Consider the following 20,222-nt stretch of genomic DNA (forward strand, 5'->3'; position numbering starts at 1 on the left):
AGCCTGCCGTTGTTTCGTGTTCATTCAGCGATAACCGTTCGGTTCCTCCCCCCGCTCTTCGCCAGATACAGCGCCTGATCCGCCTTCTCCAGCAATCCCTCCTGTTCAGGGGAATGCGATGGATAATGCGCGACGCCCTGAGAAACCGTAACCTGCACAGGAACCGGTGCCTCGCTTTGTTCTACTGCCCGGCGAATGCGTTCAGCTGCCTTAAAGGCTTCTTCAGGCGTGGTGCGGGCCAGGAGAATAACGAATTCTTCACCGCCATAGCGGTAACAGATATCGTCCGGGCGGAGAGAGGCCGCCACCACCCTGGCAATATGTATTAACACTTCATCACCACTGTTATGGCCATAAGTGTCATTAACGAGCTTGAACTTATCTACATCCAGCATGACAAGTGAAAAGGGTAAATCTGCGGTTATCCATTGATTTATCGTTTGTTCAAGGGATCTCCGGTTCATCAGGCCTGTCAGAGCATCCGTCGCAGCTTCCTGGGTCAGTTGATCGGTCTGCTCCTGAATATTGGCCAAGGCTAGCAATACACCATTGGTCAGCAAATAGGCTTCACGGCTCCAATACTGCTTCGCTTCCCGTAATTCTATCTTTTCCTTCCCCATCTTGCTCACCACATTGGCCAGGTAGACAAAGGGGCTCGCAAACTTGCGCGCCAAGAGAATAACGCCCAGCAGCATGATGATAAACGGGAATAAGGAATACCCGATCAGGATACGAATGTGGCCGATCAGTTCCTTATGGATTTGACCAATCGGTGAGACAACCACTATTCCCCATCCATTGGACGGAACGCTCGAGTAGCCGGCAAGCAGCTCGGTGCCCCGGGTATTCCGCACCTGTTGCTCCCCGCTCTCCTTATTCATCAATCTTTGGACAACTGCATTGCTGCTGACACTCTCTCCGATAAGCTGCTTGTCCGGGTGATACACCAGATGCCCGTCCGAATCCACAATATAATAATAAGCGCCGGAATCCTCCTCCTGGCCGTTGTCAAAAATTTCAGACAGGACATTATTCTCCTGCAGATAGATCGTGCCGCTTAACATTCCGAGATATGTACCGGTGTTACCAACGACCGGTTGGCTCAAAAACACGATCAGCCGCTTAGTGTTTGCTGTCAGATACGGGGAGGATATATACGGTTTTTGGACCGCTAAGGCTTCCAGACTATTGCTGGAGGTGATGTGCTTACCTGCTGTTCCCAAGCTGACAGGTGATACATTGCGGATTAATCCGCTTGCTTCGACCACTGTCATAGAATTGAAGAAATTGCTGCTGCTGCGCATCAGATCTAAATATTCATTCACTTTCTCCGGTGCCATGGTCTCGATACCGGACAATATACCGGCATTGTATTTCAAGCTGCCCTGCATGGATAGAAATAAGGAATCCATCGTCCTCGACATACGGTCAGCATTAATATAATTCAGATGGAGCGTCGTCTCCGTCAATGATCGTTTCTTGGACTCATATGAACCCACCAGAAGAATACCCGAAGTTAGCAGAATTACCAGCGTCACGAGCCCCGTTAGCAGCGTTGTGAGACTCAGCTTATTACTCATGAGAAGCGCATTATTTAACCTATTAAGCAACCTGCAATCCTCCTTGGTGTCTGAAAACATAGTAACTTAATATTACAATGAATTATAGTATTGTTCGACAATGGATTATTTGCAGGAGAATTCTTGATTAGTTTCAGAAAAAAAGACAACAAAAAACAGCCCGTTCACAATGGTGAACGGGCTGTTGTTCATCTCACAACACCATAAATGCCTGCAATGTCCGGTCGGCAAGATACGGAAGGTACTCATGGCCGTATTCGTGATATACCAGGAGTTCCTTGTCAGACGTGATTTTATTATATGCAGCAAATTGGGTCGAAGGAGGACAGATGGTATCTGTCAGCCCGGTTACCCACAGCACCTTAGCCTGCACCCGGTCTGCCAGATTCTGAATATCGATATAACCCAGGCGGCCAAAAATTTCATCCTCGCGCAGATGATGCGGGTCGAAGAAGCGGAAATAATAGTTCAGCTCTTCATAGGCAGAGGTTGTAATATTCGTCTCCCAGGCCCGCTTATAATCGGAGAGGAACGGATATACAGGTACGGCCACCTTAATGCGCGGCTCCAGCGAGGCACAGGCAATAGTAAGCCCTCCGCCCTGCGATAACCCAAACGCGCCGACCCGCTCCGGGTCAACCTCCGGCATGGCCATCAGGATACGCGCGGTCTGGGCGGTATCGAGAAATACATTGCGGTAGTACAGATGATCCGGGTCCGGATCATCGATCCCGCGGATGATATGCCCCCGGACCGTTGTGCCCTGAACGCTCAGGTTATCCTCGGACAATCCGCCCTGGCCGCGGCAATCCATGGCGAGTACGCTGATTCCGTGGGCGGCATACCCCACCTTCTCCAGCCAGTCGCCGCTGTCACAGGCGTAGCCGTGGAACATGACCACGCCCGGACCGCCCTTCCCGCCGGATAGGGTCTTCGGCCTTACATATTTGCAGTGTATTCTGGCTCCGCCGACACCGGTGAAATACAGATGGAAGCAATCCGCCAACGGGCTCGTAAATTCCGCCGGAACCAGCTCATAATCCAGCGGCTGCGCCTCCAGCTCGCGCAGCGCGCGCTCCCAGTAGTCCTCAAAGTCCACGGGCCTCGGGCTGCTGCCTTCGTATGCCTGCAGTTGCGGCAGTGATCTTTCGTTCATGCTGACTCTCCTTAGGGTTGATGATGTCCTAGATCTTGCCCAGGCCGGCATCATCGCCCACTTCCTCATGGGTGTCGATGACGTAGTTCACAATATCCTGCACAGTGGTGTAAGCCACGCCTACATAGGTATCAGCAGCGCCGTAGTAGATGGCGATGCGGCCGGTTTCGGCGTCGGTCAGCGCTGCGCAAGGGAACAGCACGTTGTTGACGAAACCTCTCTCCTCATACCATTCTTCCGGGGTAAGCACGAAGTTTCTCGAGCGGTATTTGACTCTCGACGGCTCGTCCTTATCCAGAATCACCGCACCCATGCTGTACACGAGGCCGTTGCAGGTTCCTGTAACCCCGTGATAGAACATCAGCCAGCCTTCGCTCGTTTCGATGGGGGCAGGACCGCCGCCGATCTTGGTGCTCTGCCACCAGCCTTGTCCGCCCTTGGTCATGACATGACGGTGTTTGCCCCAGTACACGAAGTCCGGGCTTTCGCTCAGGAATACATCGCCGAACGGCGTGTGTCCGCTGTCGCTCGGCCGGGACAGCATCACGAAGTTGCCGTTCAGCTTCTTGGGGAACAGCACGCCGTTGCGGTTGAAGGGCAGGAACGGATTCTCCAGGCTGATGAACGTTTTGAAATCCTGTGTCTTGGCTACCCCGATGGCAGCACCATAGAAATCTGTACACCAGATGATGTAATAGGTGTCTTCCACCTTCACCAGACGCGGGTCATAGGCATAACGCGGTGCATACGGCTGGCCCGCTTCGTCTATAAACTGAATCGGCCCGTCATCGATTCTCCAGTCCAGACCGTCCGCACTATGGCCCATCCGCAGGTGAGGGCGGGTAGTGTTGTCCTCTACACGGAACACGCCGAGAAAGCTGCCCTCATAAGCAATAACGGCACTGTTGAAGATCCGGGCAACGCCTTTGGCCGGATTGCGTTTGATCACCGGGTTGTCACTGTGTCTCCACACCGGCTGGTCGTTGCCTGCGGGTCTGTCCTGCCAAGGCATGTTCGGGATATTCTGGTCAGTAGTCAGCTTAATTTCTTTCAATGTAGGATTCCTCCAAATGTTTTTATTTTACTGAACCTTGTGCAAAGCCGTTGTAAATGTACTTTTGCAAGGAGACGAAGGCAATCAGCGTCGGAATGATCGCAATCATAATTGCCGCACAGATGACTTCCCACTGCGAGCCGTAAGGCCCTTTAAATTTGAACAGCGCGGTGGAAACGACCTGCAGGCTGCTTTTTGGCATGTACAGGAAAGGCGTATAAAAGTCATTGTAGATGTTAACGCCCTTCACGATAATGACCGTAACAATGGCAGGGCTCAGCAGCGGCAGAATAATTCTCCAGTAAATCGTCCAGTACGAGGCCCCGTCCAGCATGGCCGATTCATCCAGCGACTCGGAAATCGAGTCAAGGAACTGCATGAAAATATAAACGGCGATAATGTCTGTTCCAAGATACATCAGAATGGGCGCCCAGCGCGTATTGAACAAATCCAGCGAGTTGATGATCTGGAAGGTAGCAACCTGTGTGGTTACCGCCGGAATCAGGGTTGCCAGCAGAAAAGCGCCCATCAGCAGGCTGCTGCCTCTGAATTTGAAGCGGGCGAGAATATAAGCCATCATCGATCCGGTCAGGGTAGCGCCGGCAATGGAGATCAGTACGATGATGATGGTGTTCATGAAGCCCAGCAGCATTTTGCCGTCGACAAAAGCTTTGGTATAGTTGGTGAAATTCAGCCAGTTCTCCGGCATGGTAAGCGGTCCGGTGCTGGCATACTCCGCATTGGTTTTGAGCGAGGCGAAGAAGACGACAATAATCGGAATTAGGGCGGCAAGCGCGCCTAAGACTAAGGTAAGGTACTTGAAGAAAGAAGCTGCGCTGTATTTGAAAGGTTGCATCTCTTACTTCTCCTCCTTAATCAGCACACGCTGCAGAATGGTCACGACAATAACAATACCCAGAAGCACTACAGCCATTGCCGAAGCAAGACCCAGCTTGCTGTATTTAAAGGCCACATCGACGGTCTGAATGACAAAGGTACCGCTGCCGTTAGAGCCGCCGGTCATGACATACGGAATTTCGAAGACACCGATCGCTCCGCTCACCGCGAGGATCAGATTGAGCTGCAGAATACGCTTGATGCTCGGAATGATAATATGTCTGAACTGGTGCCAGCGGTTCGCACCGTCAATTTCCGAAGCTTCATAAATATCGCTGCCGATGGAAGAAATCGCTCCGAGGAAGATGATGAAGTTCATCCCCATGTATCTCCAGACGGAAGCAAAGGCGAGGGAAATGTTGATCAGATGCGGATTCAGCAGCCACTTCTGCTGCCATGCGCCGAGTCCAACCAGGTCCAGCAGCGTATTGAGGGTTCCCTCCGGCTTGAAGAAGAACAGGAAGATGAACCCGATGGCTACCCCGTTGAGCAGTGTCGGGAAGAACAGAATGCCTTTGAACCAGTTCTTCAGACGGACATTGAAGCTCAGGATGGTCGCGAAATACAGGGCCAGTCCCATTTGCACAAAGGTGGCGAAGAAATAATACAGACTGACCTTAAACACGGCGAAATACTCCGGTTTGGTGAAGATCGTCTTATAGTTGTCGAAACCGACATAATCCATTTTCTTGCTGAAGCCGTCCCAGCTTGTGAAGCTGTACTGGAACATTTTGAATACGGGTAAATATGAGAACGTCAACAGCAGCAGTACCGGAACTAACGAGAACAGCAGGATGATCAATATCCGCTGATTTTTATAGCTTAAGTTGGACAATCTCTCCACACCTCCTAAGAACACTAGCTTATTACTCCATATCCTGCCTGTACCCGCAAAAGCGAAGGGGAAAATGCGCTGACGCATCTCCCCGTTCTCTTGAATTTGTCTTCACTCTGCGAGGTTTAAAGCTTATTGTGCAGTTGTAATCTTAGCTCTTGCCGCTTTCCATTTGTCGTTCAGGTCCTTCATGATATCGTCATAGGAATCCTTGCGGTTGCCGATGGCGGCTTCAATGATTACCTTCTTGAAGTCAGGCTGCCAGAGGCCGATCTCTGCCTCTTTATCGATCGCATCCACCCAGCCCTCTTCACCGGCTTTGGCGGGTGCAAGGGTGTCGAAGGTTACGTCCGTGCCTTCAAATTGCTTGAGGATTTCCGGAAGCTCAGCGCCCTTAACCGGGCTCATGCCGCCGCCTTCTGTGGTCGGATAGCCGGATTCATTAATGAACCAGTCCACCCAGGCTCTTGCCGCTTCCTTGTTCTGGCTGTGGATGCTTACACCCAGGTTATAATCGTCGGACAGCGGGACCAGAATTTTGTCTGCGTTGGTAGGGAAAGGCATGAAGCCGACATCATCCGGATGGGCAGCCAGGCCTTTGATCTGGCCGATGGCCCAGGAGCCGAGCATCATCGTCCCGATTTTACCGTTCGCCAGATCAGCCTTGGAGGATTCCCAGTCCGTAGTCGTAGGATCTTCTTCAATCAGTCCGTTCTTCGCGGCGTCGTACATTACTTTGTACAGGTCGTAGTGGGGTTGTCCCGGCACGAAGTTATCATCCGAGGCAACCTGAGCGATATTTACATAATCGCGGTCTCCGGCAACCGTAGCCAGATCGGATTCCCATTGGGTGAGCGTCCAGCCTGCTGCATAGTTCGTGTACAGCGGAACTGCATCCGTCTTGTCTTTGATGCTCTGCAGAGCAGTCTGGAACTGTTCAAAGGTTCTTGGAACCTCAGTGATACCTGCATCTTTGAATACCTGCTTGTTGTAGATCACACCGGAGAAGTTAACGGTGACCGGAATCCCGTAGGAAATGCCGTCAACCGTGCGTTCTTCCAGGCCCGTATACTGCTGCTCCAGATCGGACATTTTACCCAGCGGCTCAAAAAACTCCGGCAGGTCCTTGATCGCCACGCTGGTTGGCAGCAGCAGCACATCACCGTAATCGCTCGTGCTCATCCGGATTTTGATCTGGTCCTCATAGTTCGACAGCGCTTCAAAGTTTACTTTGACATCCGGATATTTCTCGTTGAACTTGGCTGCGTAATCCTTGAATACGGTATCAACGATATCCGTTCTTTGGGTGATTACCGTGATTTTGCCTTTAATATCCTTGGCTGCATCTCCCTCAGGAGCGGCAGTAGCCTCCGTGCCTGTTCCCGTATTCCCTGCGTTAGTTGCTGCTGCATTATCCGCATTGTTATTGCTCGAACAGCCTGCGAATAAACCCGCCATCAGCGTCAATGCTGCTAAACTTGTAACTGCCTTTGTCTTCTTCATTGCTGGTTAGACCCCTCTCTCCGATTCACAGATCATAATAACAATAAACTAACAAACTTTCACGGAATTAAAGATTAATTCCCCACACATGAGCTTAATTAATGCCTATTCTCGTGAAAAAGAGTGTTGGTATCGCTTACAGACTAATTATAGATCGTATCCAACCCTAAAACGATGGTTTGAATTGTTTTTTCTGGTCTTCAATTTGTTATTTTTGTTTTTATTATTTTATTATTTAATACAAAAAAACATCAAAAAAAGAGGGCTTTCGCCCTCCGCAATTCATTTCATCCTGTTCACATGCATTTATCCGCGCTTCTTACTCTTTGGGAACTCGGCAGCCGCTCTTATAATCCTTGGGAGTCATGCCGCATATTTTTTTGAACAGCTTGTTGAAATATACGGGATCATTATAGCCGACCCGTTCGGCAATCTCGTAATTCTTGAGTTCAGGCTGCCCGGTCAGGAGCTCCTTGGCCTTCGCAATCCGTATACCAATCAGATAATCGGTAATCGTCTGTCCGGTCTTGTATTTGAACAGGCGGCTGATATAGCTGGCATTCATTCCGACCGTCTCCGCCAGGCGCTCCAGCTCGAAGTTATGGCTGTATTCCTTCTCCAGGATCACTTTGGTCTGTTCGACCACGTGATGTTCCCTGCCTCCCGGAGCCTGCAATACCGGCTGTTCCGTTCCGGAAGACTTCAGCTGCCTGTTCTCCTCTACCCGCTTCAGCAGTTCGTATAACTGGGCTTTCTCGATTGGCTTCAGCAGATAATCCATCACGCCGAAACGGATCGCCCTCCGGGCATATTCGAAATCGTTGAACCCGCTCAGTACCGCAATGGGCAGATTCTTCATATGGCCTCTGGCTTCTTCAATCAGCTTAAAGCCGTCCATCCTAGGCATCTTGATATCCGTAATCAGCAGATCAAGATCCCCTGATGACATTGCTGAAAGGTGATTCCACGCCTCCAGACCGTTACCATACGAGCCGATAACCTCCACTTCCACATCCATTCTGGAAGTAATCTTCTCAAGCCCGCGGCGAATCACTTCCTCATCATCCGCAATCATGATTCTGATCACTTGGCAAACCGCCTCCAGCCTTATTATCGCTTGCACAATGATTGCGTTACCATTTCAATTATAGGCTTCATCCCGGCAATATAAAATGTGCTGTATTGCTTTTTTATAGTCTTCTCTTTACTTTGTGTCCGTTAAAGTGCGTGCTTCCTCCCACTTCTCATTCAGCCCGTCAAAGGCCTTCTGTAAATCCGGCGCGGCAATCAGCTCCTGGATATAGTCTCCGGAGGCAAAGGACAGCTTCGAGCGGTTGGCCATATCAATAAAGGTGTCCGTCTGTACGGTCGCCTCTACCAGCTCAGGCTGATAGGAGAGAAATTCACGGTATTGTTCCATGGAAGGCTCTGCGTTACCGTCCAGCGGAAGAAATCCTTCTGCGGTATAAGAGGTTTCATGGACCAGGAATTCCACCCAGGCCATCGACAGCTCCTTGTTTCTGCTGAATTTGCTGACGCCGATGAACCAGTCGGGATTCAGAGGTGCATAATGCTTCAGCCCGTTATCATAGGGAAACGGGAAAAAACCGATATCCTCCGGAGCCGCTCCGGCATCAAGGATCTGGCGGATAGTCCAGTTGCCGCTCAGGAACATCCCGGCCTCCCCTTTAGCCAGCTTGGTTTTGGAAATCTCCCAATTATTCGAGAACAGCTCCTCCTCTGCATAACCGCGGGCTATGATGGTACGGGTAATTCCGAGTAAGCGGCCCCATTCATTATCAAGCTGCCAGGGAGCATTCTCATGAACCATATCGTTCAGGTAATCGGGATTCCCGGTCATGTAATTAACCATATTATTGCCCCATTCCCGCAGAGGCCAGACTGCACCGTAATTCATATAGATCGGCGTAATGTCCGCTTGCTTCAGCTTGGCGCAGATGGCGTAGAATTCATCCAGCGTCTGCGGAATTTCCGTGATGCCCGCTTGCTTGAACGCCTTTTTGTTGTAGACAATCCCGCTTGTCGTTGTCCCGGTAGACAGTCCGTATCTTCTGCCGTCATAGGCAGCAAAGGTAGTGAACCTCTCCCCGGCAGACATCTCCGCACTAAGCGGCTCAAAAAAATAATCCAGCTCCTTCGCCGGCAGATTGACCGGCAGCAGCAGCACATCACCGGCATCCTTGGTGGAGAGGCGCACCATAATATCGGTCGCATAGTTGGATAAGCCTTCGAATTCTACGCTTGCTTCCGGATACTTCTTCATAAACTGGTCGGCATACCCCTGCATTGTACCGTTCTCAATAAGATCAATCCGGTTCGTCAGCATGAGAATGGTACCGGACAGGCTCTGCTGTTCATGGTCTGCTGCAGGCGTTGCCGGAACGGCCGGCTGGCTGCCGGAGTTGTCACAGCCCGCAGACAGCAGAAGCAGCAGTAACAACATTATACGCAGAGGCCGGTGTGCGTTCGTCTTTTTCAATCCGGTTGACTCCCTTCTGTCTCTGATTCACTGGCCGAGCGGTACGGGGGAAGCGGCAGCGAGAGGATAACATCCGTTCCCTCGCCTAGCTTACTGAACACCTCAATGCCATAAGCTGCCCCGTAGTTCAGCTGTAACCGCTGATGCACATTTTTCATGCCGATCCCGCCATTGATGCTTTTCTTCGGAGGCGATTCCCGTTTCAGATCATCGTTCAGCTTGTCCAGGGTCGCCTGCTCCATCCCGCAGCCGTCGTCGCGGATATGGAACAGCAGCTTCTGGCTGGTGATCTCGCAGCTGATGCTGAGATGCATATGCTCTTTACTGTCATCAAGCCCATGGTACGCGGCATTCTCAATAATCGGCTGGAACACCAGCTTGATGATCGAATAATGATCCAGCTCCTCAGGTACATCAATCTGCAGCACGAACCGTCCCGGATAACGGCAGCCCAGAAGCTCAACATAATTGCGGACATATAACAGCTCCTGCTTCATCGTTGTCCGGCCTGACAATTCACTGGTGCTATACCGCAGCAGCTTGCCCAGAATTGAGATCATATCGGCAGCTTCTACGTCATCGTTAATCTCCGCCGTCATCCGGATGGACTCCAGTGTGTTATAGATGAAATGCGGGTTAATCTGGCTCTGCAGCGCATGCAGCTCCGCTTCCTTCTTCTGCTCCTCGATCCGGTATATATCCTGAATCAGCTGCCTGATGCGGGCCAGCATCCGGTTGAACTGATGGCCGAGCAGGCCAATCTCATCCCGGCGTTTCACGCGGAAGTTAACATCCAGATCACCGCCCTGCACCCTTTTCATCAGCTGAATCATTTGCGTCAGCGGTTTGGTCAGCGCGAAGGACAGCACAATGGAAATGAACAAGGCCAGCACAATAATAATCAGTGTCGCCGCCAGGGTCGCGTTGCGGGTCAGCTTCACATCACGGGTTAATTCATCAACCGGAATGGAGATAATCACCTTCCAGCTCGTCTTGGAGGAGCTGGAGTAAATATTCAGCCGCTCCTTGCCCGAGACTGTATCATAGAAGCTTCCGGCCGCGCCCTGAGCGCTGCGGAATAGCGGAGTCTGCGAGATATCCTTCGTCAGCAGCTTCTGGTCACTGTCATAAATGACCTTGCCCTTCTCGTCCACGATCAGCGATGTACCGCGGGTTACCCGGTCAAGCTCCGCTACCTGGGTCTCCATATTGCTGATATTAGCCTCCACCGCAATCAGTCCGACAGGATTCCAGAGACTGTCGACAATTTTGCGGACAACGGTATAAGCATAACGGGTGCTCTGCAGATTGGTAGTGTAGGCCTGTGTGCCGAATAGCAGCGCTTCACCGCTGGAATCCTTGGCCTGCTCGGTCCAGAAGGCGTAGCTCTGATCCAGATCAAGCCGCACGCCGCCATCCTTGGCAGAGTAATAACCGTTACCGTAGGCGTCAAAAATATAGACGGAGTTCGTCCCCCGCTTGATATTGTTAATGAAGGAGATGTTGCCCTCTATTCCCCTCTGGATAGACAGCAGCAGATCGAAATCGCCCGGCGCTACCCCGGCGTTTCCATGGTCCCCCTGGGTCATTTTCTTCTGTTCATAATACCGGTTGGACGCGATCAGATTCTGCTTGATATCGTTTACATAAGCCGGCATTGAGGAGATCCTTTTCATATCTTCTATGTAGTCATCGATCCCATCCATCATTTGATCAATCAGCTTCTCTGAATAAGCGACGGTATTCGCTTGAATCGACTCGGAATAGCTCTTAAAGCTGATGATGCTGATAATAGAAAGAGGCAGTGTGATAATAACCAGAAAGACGAGCAGCAGCTTACGCTCCATGCCCATGTCCCTGATAAAAGACCACCTGCTGTGTTTGTGTTGATCCATCATTTGGTCTTCCCCTTCATCAGCTTTACCTAACTTTTTACAATAAACCATAACATTTAACTAACAAAACAATTATACTTGTTAGCTTTGGCATACACAAGGAAAACTGCCTGTTGCTTCTATTAACTAGTAATGCCGCGGAAACATTAATAAATACCCTTTCACTTCTTAGCGGGAAGTGAAAGGGCAGCAAAGTTAAAGCTCACGTGATTAGGATTGCGGTTCTATTCCCTGTAAATAATTATCAAAACAAACTAAATAATTGTCATGAAAGCGATTTATTATTATTTTATCAGCAGATTCTTTAATGAACAGGGGCTGTGTTTACATTTATATAACTGTATTTGTATTCCATTAAAAAAAGCTGTAAAAAACAAAGACTGCAACCCGATAACGGGTACACAGTCTTGGAGCGGTGAAAGATACATGAATGGCAGTTGCTTAATTGTTTGCTGCTGCATCAAAAACCGCAGCCCGCTTCGAGGTTGCTCTGATTCCGTCCGGCCCGTTGATGAGCGCATTTCCTTGTTCGGTGTAGCTGGTTCCTGCCCAGTCATTGGACATATCCAGATACTCCAGACCGGGGCCATTTCCTTTCCAAGACCATCCGAGATACCCGACGCCTTTTTGCCGGGAATAGCTCATAATAGCCGCTTCATCGACATCACCATTCGTATGTCTGATTCCGAACTCACCGATAACCAGCGCCAAATTCTTGTTCAGCACATTATCAATATTAGTCTTAACCGTTGCCGCGTTCCCGCCTGCGTATTCATACATATGAATCGAGAACATCGTATTTTTCAGGGGATCCGCATTAAATACCTGTGTTCCATAATCAACTATGGATTGCGGATATTGCCCCCAGCCTGCTCCGTCAACCATAAGGGTGTTCTGGATACCGGCATTTCTAAGCTTCGGTATTACAGCTGTATATCCTTTAGCCCAGTTAGCCCCATCCCACGTGCCGTACCACTCATTGGCGATGTTGAGGATAACCGTCTTTTCTTTACCGATAAGCGCACTCTTCATTTCAATCCAATAATTCGCAATATTATTCAGAACAGTCTCGCTGTCCGAGCCGGTTCCATCATGGACTTCAAGGACGGCTACCAGTTTATTCTGTTCACACAAGGTAATCAGACTCTGGATGGCTGCCAGATTGTCTTTCGACCACTGCTGCCCATCGGAGAGAACAATTCTTACCGTATTTGCTCCTGTCCGCGCTATTGCAGGGATGGCAACGGCGTCCTGGCCTTTGTACCAGGTGTAAGCATGGTTAATTCCCCTCATCACAAACGGAGTTCCGTTAGACTCATACAAGGTCGTTCCCTGTATATAAAATCCCTTGTTATCGGAAGTCGAAGCGGTGATTACGCTCAAAACTGCGCTTGCCGGAGATATATTCCTTGCTGCGTCCTTCGCCTTGACTGTGAAATTGTATGCTGTATTGGCAGTCAAGCCGGTTACCGTATAGCTTGTGGTTGTACTCGTTCCAGCCAGAGCCGATCCATTATAAATGTCGTACCCTGCTACTCCCGCGTTGTCTGTAGATGCTGTCCAGGTAAGGCTTACGCTGGTTTCCGTTTTTGAGGAGCTCTGGAGATTTGTTGGTGCAGTTGGCGGAGTGGAGTCCGGGGTAGTTACGATCTGTGTAAATCTCCATCTCTGTTGTGCGTTCCCGTTATCTGTCCATTGCTGTACATTAGCTCCATCTGCAGATGAGCCTCCTTCTACATCCAGGGCTTTACCGCTGCTATTGGATATTAACTTGTAATATCCGTTGCCTGCAGCAACAATGCTCCACTTCTGACTGGCTGCATTGTTGTCCGTCCATTGGCGGACATTGGCTCCGTCTGTATTTGCAGGTCCTGCAGCATCCAGTGCCTTGCCGCTGGATTCGGCGATCAATTTATAGGCCCCATCCCCCGCATCAATCACTTTCCACCTTTGCTGGGGGGTGCCATTATCTGTCCACTGCTGCACATTGGCTCCGTCTGCGGCTGCACCTCCAGCCACATCAAGAGCTTTGCCGCTATGACGGACGGTAAGCTTATACACCGCTCCGGAAGTAATGCCGTTATCCACGGGTCCGCTATCCGAATACACCTCGAAATCCCAGAGGGAATACCCGTACTGGGTTGCCCGCTGCGTTCCATACATTCTCACATATCTGGCACTTCTGGGTTCAAATGAAATTTGATCAATCCCGCCGTCACCTGTTGTTGTCGAGTATACCGTACTCCAGCTGCTGTTATCTGTTGAGACCTGAATTTGATACGCTTTTGCGTAGGCAGCTTCCCAGTTTAGCCTAACCCCATTCACATTGTTTGCGCTTCCAAGATCAACGCTGATCCACTGCGGATCTGCATAATCAGAGGACCACCGGGTGGAAGAATTTCCGTCAACGGCCATATCCGGTGTTTTTGTTGAATCCTCGCTTGAGCTTGCAGCTGCGGTTGTGTTCCCTGCAAGGTTGGCCGCTGCACTAGTCTCCAAGGGCGGTACCACCCCAATAAGCAATCCGAACACCATAATTAATGACAACATTTTCTTCAAGCAACATCCCTCCCGTAATGGATAATCCCTGCATTAATTCCACTTTCGTTTGAATGGATATAGACCCAGCCCCGTCCTCCTTTCTCCTAATGGATTCAGTAGCCCTCTAACGACTACAGAATATTGTTTTGTTAGCATAACTGTCAATGGTTTCAATAACATAATTATAACTTTTGGTTCTTTCCGCCTATTTGTTTTGTTATCTAGATGAACATCCGCTTTATAGCAAATTATATACATAAACCCAATTTCTTCTTATAAAAAAGCAAAAAAATAATACATTTCCTCCTTATTATTTCGATTAACGGAAAATGAAGGACAACTCCTCCCCTTTTCGCCGCTTATCCCGATACATGAAATTCAGCCCATTCCTTATGGCCGCTGTCATTGACGGGAAAGCGAATCCTTTCTATACACAAGAGCTGTAGTTTAAGACACTCATTTTGCAACATTTATATAAATATTAGATTCTTGTTAGTATGACTGGATTACATTTTTTCAGCATCCGGGACTTTGTACTCACCTTAGGAGTGTGGAATACGGAATTGCGTGCGGCGTATACCATGCGCTCAAGATAATTCTACTAGAGAAAAATCACCCTAACGGGTGAGTAACGTTTGCGGTCAGCACTTCCCGCAGGCTTCCGCGGGTGCTTGGCCAAGACACCTCCAGTGACCCCGGCGCTGGCTCCGGCTCTAGCTCTGGCGCTGACTCCGGCTCCGCAAATATTAGTTGGAAAAACGTATCTTAATTCAGAGGTTTTGGATGTTTTAAGGTAATTAGTTGTATAAAAGTCATTTAATTTCATACTTTCACCCTACTGGGAGTGATTCCCGACATATTAAGTGCTGTTTATCCAACTGTTGCCCGGCAAGGGTGCCTCCGTTCATAACCAGGTTCCTCTCCACATTTCCGGAAACTCTACAATTTCCTTAACAATAAAAAGAGGCTATCACAGGCAGCCATTTCATGGCTTGCTGGGACAGCCCTTTATAGGAGATGCATTCTCCGGACTACGGCTACTGCCGTGTCTGCAGAATTTCATCCACCCGCTCCTTCGCCCCCTGCCAGGAGGTCATCAGCGGGAAGGCATATTCCTCCCGGGCCCGCAGGTTCCAGGGATGCGGGATACAGAGCACCTTCTTCCCTGCCTGTACAGCGGGCAGCAAATTATGCGGACCGTCATCAATCAGCAGATCGAAGCCGATCAGATGCTTGCGCTTGCAGGTGAAAAAGTTCTCGGCCGGGATATACGGCATGTGCTTTTGCAGCCAGTTCCATTTCTCAAGCACCGTTTTGGGCACAGCGGCTGTAACAATAATGACATCATACGCGTTGTGAAGCTTCTCCATCTCTTCGGTCACATATTCATCGAACAGCTCCAACTCCTCGTACAGACCGGGTCTGCCGAAGAAAAGGTCCATCGTGCTGTCCGGATGGCGAAGGTGGTCTGTGTTCCAGTCCATCATATCCTCGTAGCGGAGCGGATGCGTAGGAAACTCAATGTTGTTGTGGTATATCGCACGTTTGACGAGATGGCAGATGGTATCATCCATATCAACGGCGATGATCGGCTTATTCATTGATTCTCCTCCAGGGTTGCATAGTGATTACATTATAGGCATCCGGAGGGGACGTGTCCAGACTTGCCGGAAGCAGGACTATTCCTTAAGGTCTCCTCTGCGGGAGAATTTAAGGATTACGCACGAAAGCACGCGTCCCTATGAGGGTACCGCGTGCTTGTGTGTGAACTGCTTAATTAAGTATTTGAACCAGCTCTTGTTTATGTCCTGTTAACTCCGGGATCGTCCCCGGAACAGGTTAATTACAAACAGTACCGCAGCGACAAATAGCAGAAGGTGAATCAGATTGCCCATAACATCAAAGATAAAGCCGAACAGCCATACTACGACAACGAGTCCGATTAATCCCCACAGCATAAGCTTACCGCCTTTCTCCTCGAGGGGTGTTTCTCTCTTTTTACCCTTCTGGAAGGAGGTTCAAACGGCTGCTTAGCAGACCGGAGGCCGTGGTCCTGTGCCCAACCGGCAGATGCCGTTCCGGCTGGAGCCATTCCCATGACCCGTAGCTTGCTTGAATAGCGGGCATACTGCTATACTGTTTTAAATAATACAATTGTATTATAAAAGGAGATTAACCAAACGCCATGATAAATTCTTCCATTATTAAGAATTCAGCTTCCCGCAAACTGCGTAGCAAGCTGATGAAGCTATTGTTAATTCTTATATCCGCAGCTGTTCTTATTACAGGGTTGGGGTTCCTGTATGAAGCCATTGCCTCCGCATCCGCCAAAAAAGATTATCCTGCACCGGGGAAACTGGTGGATGCCGGAGGATACAACCTGCATCTCCTGCAACAAGGAGCCGGAGCTCCCACGATTATTCTGGAAGCCGGAAGCGGGGAAACCAGCCTGTCGTGGAGAAATATTCCTGAACAGTTAGCCGAAACAGCTACCGTTGTCAGTTACGACCGGGCTGGATATGCCTGGAGTGAGCAGGCCGATACGGAACGCTCAGGCGCCAATATTGTGCGTGAACTACATAACGCACTTCAGAATGCGGGCATCCCCGGCCCTTACCTGCTGGTCGGACACTCCCTCGGCGGCATGTATGCCCGTCTCTTCACTCAGACCTACCCGGAGGAAGTAACCGGACTGGTGCTTATTGATGCCAGACCCGAGAATGACGACCGGGAGACGAAGCCGATTCTGGAGGCCGAGAATTATGCCGGCAACCCGAGCACTTCCATGCTTAGTTTACTCAAGCGCTCGGGTGCGCTTCGACTGTTCCAGAACCAGCTGCTGTAGGGTCTGGTTGCGAAACAAGACCGCGGGCAATTCATTAACGTCATCTCTACGCCAAGCTACTTTGCCGCCAAGGAGCAGGAAGCAGCGCTGGCAAGCTCTACCGAGGATGCTATCCGCGGACAGACCTTAGGCACACTTCCGGTGAAGATCATCGCCCGGGGAATGCCGCAGGATTACGCTGCTTTTGGGATGTCCGAAGAATCGGGCCGACGGCTGGAAGCCATCTGGCAGGCAGGACAGCGCAACATGCTGAACCTTTCTTCCAACAGTGAGCTTATCGTCGCCGGGAAGAGCGGACATATGGTGATTCACGATCAGCCGGAGCTGGTCGTCAGGGCAATTCTGAGTGTACTCGAAGAAAAGTCTTAACGCACCCCGAACCGCCCGAACTCAGCGTAGCCGTTCTCCGCCGCAGCGTTAACCGGCCCGCAAGCATGCGCGAACAGGCCGAATTTGGCACCCACCCAGGCTCCTTCGCCTTCCTTCAACCGGAAAGAAGATCCCAAATCCGTGTAAGCTTCTCCGTCAAGACTGTACGCCAGGCGGCATTCCGCTTCTTCCGAGACCGTAAGCTGAAGGTATACAGCGTCAGCGTCCAGCTTCACAAAATCATCCGTAAACGCACACTCCCGCTCCGCTTCTTCCTCCGGGCTTGCCGGCAGGCTCTCGAACCGGCCTAAACATAAGCCGCCGTCTTCACCGGAGAACAGGCTTAAATGTACCGCTTTATGCCCCAGCACTACCAGGCCTGCGCGTTCAGACAATGCTCCGAAATGCGGTTTGATCTGTACCTGCGCCGTGAATGCAGGCGCAGCGAACTTCTGCATCAGGAGCTGCGGCGCATCGTATAACCGCTGCGTCTCCAGCGGCGCGCAGCGGAGCCGGAGCCCCGGAGCCGGGTGACCGGAGGCAAGCCAGCCGTCCTGCGGATTGGCCTGCCACTGCCACTGCAGCCCCGGACGCCCGTCCGCGAAATCATCGGAGGTCCGGGGAGCCGCCGGCAGCGCTGTCCCGGTGCCTGAAGACTCCGGCTTGTACCACCCAGATACCGGCTCTCCGGTTAAACTTCCCGCTGCTGCCTGCCCCATGACCGGCCAGCCGTCCACCCATTCCACCGGCTGCAGATGGACAATCCGCCCGTACACTCCCTTGTCCTGGAAGTGCAGGAACCAGCTGTCCCCGCCAGGTGTTTCTACCCAGCCGCCCTGATGAGGACCATTCACCAGGGTATCCCCTTGTGCCAGCACAATCTGATCCTCATAAGGGCCATAGATGGACTTGGAGCGGAAGGCAGCCTGCCAGCCGGTGGACACGCCGCCCGCAGGGGCAAGAATGTAATACCATCCGTCCCTCTTGTACATTTTGGGACCTTCCAGTGTCGGATGATCGACCGTTCCGTCAATAATCAGCCGGCCTTCATCCAGCAGCTCCCTGCCGTCCGGGCTCATCCCGCACACATGCAGAATATGCTTGATGCCGCTGCGGCTCTTCGCGAAGGCATGGACCAGGTAAGCCTGTCCGTCCTCGTCCCAGAAGGGGCAAGGATCAATCCAGCCTTTGGCTGCTTTGACCAGATGGGGTACAGTCCACTTCCCGAGCGGGTCCTCAGCCTGCGTCATGAAGATTCCTTCATCCGGCGTACCGAAGAAGATCCAGAACTTCCCGTCATGATGGCGCAGGCTGGGTGCCCATACGCCTTTACCGTGCTGAACCCGGTCATATCCCGGCAGATCCAGCCTGTCCAGCGCGTGATTGACGATCGTCCAGTTCACCAGGTCACGGGAATGCAGAATCGGCAGTCCCGGCATGTGGTTGAAGCTCGACGCGGTCATATAATAATCATCCCCGGCCCGGATCACATCCGGGTCGGAATAATCTGCATACAGCACTGGATTGCGGTACCGGCCGTTGCCAAGGTCGGATACCCAGGGCGTATTGATTGTCTCCATTGAATAACTCCTTCAGCGCCGGACGCCTACCGCCCGGGCAGTTTATTGTGCCGCCTTCTCCTGTTCCAGCAGCGATGCCCATTGATCCAGCATTTCCTGCGCGGTCAGCTGCTTGGCCATCACCTTCTGAATCAGCGGTTCCACCGATTTCTGCACATTGGAATATCCCGCCAGATAATAAGGCACATCGGAGAACTTCGTCTCCTGGCTGTTCAGCAGATCGGAGGCCGATTTCATATAAGGCACGCTCTGCACCCATTCATCGCCGGCAGCTTCTGTATTGGCAGGAATTTCGCCATAGAGTTTGCCGTATTTGCTGTTGATATCATGCGACAGGTAGAAGGTCATGAATTTCCAGACCGCATCCTTGTTCTTCGCCGATTTGCTCATCGTCAGCCCCAGCGGCATAAGGCCAGGGTGTTCGCGGTAGCCCTTCACGCTCTTCGGAAAAGGTACAGCTTCGAACTTCGTATAGTCACCGCCGAAGGCTTTCTCATGGGAGCTGGCCGAGCCTAAGTTATGCACAACGATTCCGGCTTTGCCCGACTGGAAGGTTGCGGCCAGTTCACTCCAGCCTTTATTGAGGTCATCCTCAGGTGTATAGACATTGTAAGAGCCCAGGTATTTCTCTACAAATTCAACATTAAGCGGGTCATTAATTGTTGCTTTGCCGTCTGCCGTGAAATAATCGGTAATGCCGGAGTAAGCATACATCAGCATTTCGAGCGTATTGGCACTGCCTGCGCCGCCGCGGATACTGAGCCCGTAACGGTCTTTCGATTTATCCGTCAGCTTGGCGGCAGCATCGAAGAATTGGTCCCAGGTATCGGGCAAGGTCAGTCCGGCTTCCTTGAACCAGTCCGGACGAACCCACAGATTCCAGGTTTGCGAGCTGTATGGCAGCGCATACAATTTACCTTCTGCCGTATCCAGCTTGCGGTTACTTGCAATCAGTTCCGGGTTGAGCAGGTCCTTGTCCGCCCACTGCTCATAATAGGTGTCCAGCGGCTCCAGCACCCCCCGGGCCAGCAGATCGGATTTGAAGTCATTCATCACATCCGGCGCCTGATCGGCAGAGATGGCCACGTTAACCTTTTGCTCATAAGCCGCGAGGTCTCCCGGTACGCCAAGATAATCCACGTCGATATCCGGATTCTCCTGCTCGAACTGCTTCACGATCTCTTCGAAGAAGGCATTGCGTTCTGTGGTTACAGCTGCAGCCCAGAAGCTGATTTTGGCTTTCTCTCCGCTTGCTGCTTTACCTGCCCCGTTATCCGCCGCTGCCGCGCTGTTCCCCCCGTTATTCCCGCCATTATTTCCGCCGCAGCCGGCCAGCAGCAGCAGCAATGCTGCCGATACTAGCGCCGTGCGTTTCGCTTTGTGTTTCCCCATCATTCTGTGATCCTCCCTAATTGTATTTCTTGTATATACCTCAAAGGACGAAACCCGGCGTATTCTGCCTGGCCG

The 20,222-nt window shown here is 51.2% G+C and carries 14 protein-coding genes and 1 pseudogene; 1 reads left to right on the forward strand and 14 read right to left on the reverse strand.

The genetic code is table 11. The features are described 5' to 3' along the window. Positions 1-20 precede the first annotated feature (20 nt). The 12 genes from GC101_RS11030 to GC101_RS11085 all read right to left on the reverse strand — a co-directional run bounded on the left by GC101_RS11030 (position 21) and on the right by GC101_RS11085 (position 15,919). Complete coding sequence (locus GC101_RS11030) at positions 21-1,610, reverse strand: sensor domain-containing diguanylate cyclase (protein ID WP_246354283.1); 1,590 nt, start codon at positions 1,608-1,610, stop codon at positions 21-23. Positions 1,611-1,773: 163 nt separating this feature from the next. Next, a complete protein-coding gene (locus GC101_RS11035; protein ID WP_171717287.1) occupies positions 1,774-2,736 on the reverse strand; it encodes an acetylxylan esterase in 963 nt (320 codons plus the stop codon). Between the two features lie 28 nt (positions 2,737-2,764). Then, complete coding sequence (locus tag GC101_RS11040) at positions 2,765-3,748, reverse strand: glycoside hydrolase family 130 protein (RefSeq protein WP_216626561.1); 984 nt, start codon at positions 3,746-3,748, stop codon at positions 2,765-2,767. A 64-nt stretch (positions 3,749-3,812) separates the two neighbouring features. After that, a complete protein-coding gene (locus GC101_RS11045; RefSeq protein ID WP_171717289.1) occupies positions 3,813-4,646 on the reverse strand; it encodes a carbohydrate ABC transporter permease in 834 nt (277 codons plus the stop codon). A 3-nt stretch (positions 4,647-4,649) separates the two neighbouring features. Beyond that, entirely contained in the window at positions 4,650-5,531 is an 882-nt protein-coding gene (locus tag GC101_RS11050) for a carbohydrate ABC transporter permease (RefSeq protein ID WP_042138986.1), read from the reverse strand. A gap of 123 nt (positions 5,532-5,654) precedes the next feature. Further along, a complete protein-coding gene (locus GC101_RS11055) occupies positions 5,655-7,025 on the reverse strand; it encodes an ABC transporter substrate-binding protein (protein ID WP_171717290.1) in 1,371 nt (456 codons plus the stop codon). Positions 7,026-7,344: 319 nt separating this feature from the next. Beyond that, positions 7,345-8,112: a response regulator gene (locus tag GC101_RS11060; RefSeq protein ID WP_171717291.1), complete on the reverse strand. Its 768-nt coding sequence runs from the start codon at positions 8,110-8,112 to the stop codon at positions 7,345-7,347. Positions 8,113-8,229: 117 nt separating this feature from the next. Beyond that, positions 8,230-9,525, reverse strand: coding sequence for an ABC transporter substrate-binding protein (locus GC101_RS11065; RefSeq protein ID WP_246354284.1), 1,296 nt, complete (start codon positions 9,523-9,525; stop codon positions 8,230-8,232). Next, a complete protein-coding gene (locus tag GC101_RS11070; RefSeq protein ID WP_171717292.1) occupies positions 9,522-11,423 on the reverse strand; it encodes a cache domain-containing sensor histidine kinase in 1,902 nt (633 codons plus the stop codon). Before GC101_RS11070 ends, GC101_RS11065 begins: the two co-directional genes overlap by 4 nt. 438 nt (positions 11,424-11,861) lie before the next feature. Beyond that, a complete protein-coding gene (locus GC101_RS11075; RefSeq protein WP_425497144.1) occupies positions 11,862-13,970 on the reverse strand; it encodes a cellulase family glycosylhydrolase in 2,109 nt (702 codons plus the stop codon). Positions 13,971-14,998: 1,028 nt separating this feature from the next. After that, positions 14,999-15,562 carry a 5' nucleotidase, NT5C type gene (locus GC101_RS11080; RefSeq protein ID WP_171717294.1) on the reverse strand — a complete coding sequence of 188 codons (564 nt, stop codon included), beginning with the start codon at positions 15,560-15,562 and terminating at the stop codon, positions 14,999-15,001. Positions 15,563-15,772: 210 nt separating this feature from the next. Next, positions 15,773-15,919 carry a lmo0937 family membrane protein gene (locus tag GC101_RS11085; protein ID WP_144026097.1) on the reverse strand — a complete coding sequence of 49 codons (147 nt, stop codon included), beginning with the start codon at positions 15,917-15,919 and terminating at the stop codon, positions 15,773-15,775. A gap of 227 nt (positions 15,920-16,146) precedes the next feature. On the opposite strand from GC101_RS11085, the pseudogene GC101_RS11090 reads away from it, so the two are divergent. Beyond that, a pseudogene (locus GC101_RS11090) lies at positions 16,147-17,175 on the forward strand (alpha/beta fold hydrolase). On the opposite strand, the gene GC101_RS11095 reads toward GC101_RS11090, so the two are convergent. Beyond that, complete coding sequence (locus GC101_RS11095) at positions 17,172-18,755, reverse strand: glycoside hydrolase family 43 protein (protein WP_171717295.1); 1,584 nt, start codon at positions 18,753-18,755, stop codon at positions 17,172-17,174. The pseudogene GC101_RS11090 and the gene GC101_RS11095 overlap by 4 nt on opposite strands. 42 nt (positions 18,756-18,797) lie before the next feature. Further along, positions 18,798-20,150 carry an ABC transporter substrate-binding protein gene (locus tag GC101_RS11100; RefSeq protein WP_171717296.1) on the reverse strand — a complete coding sequence of 451 codons (1,353 nt, stop codon included), beginning with the start codon at positions 20,148-20,150 and terminating at the stop codon, positions 18,798-18,800. Positions 20,151-20,222: the final 72 nt, after the last annotated feature.

The sequence above is a fragment of the Paenibacillus phytohabitans genome (assembly GCF_013141775.1).
GTDB lineage: Bacteria > Bacillota > Bacilli > Paenibacillales > Paenibacillaceae > Paenibacillus_AQ > Paenibacillus_AQ phytohabitans.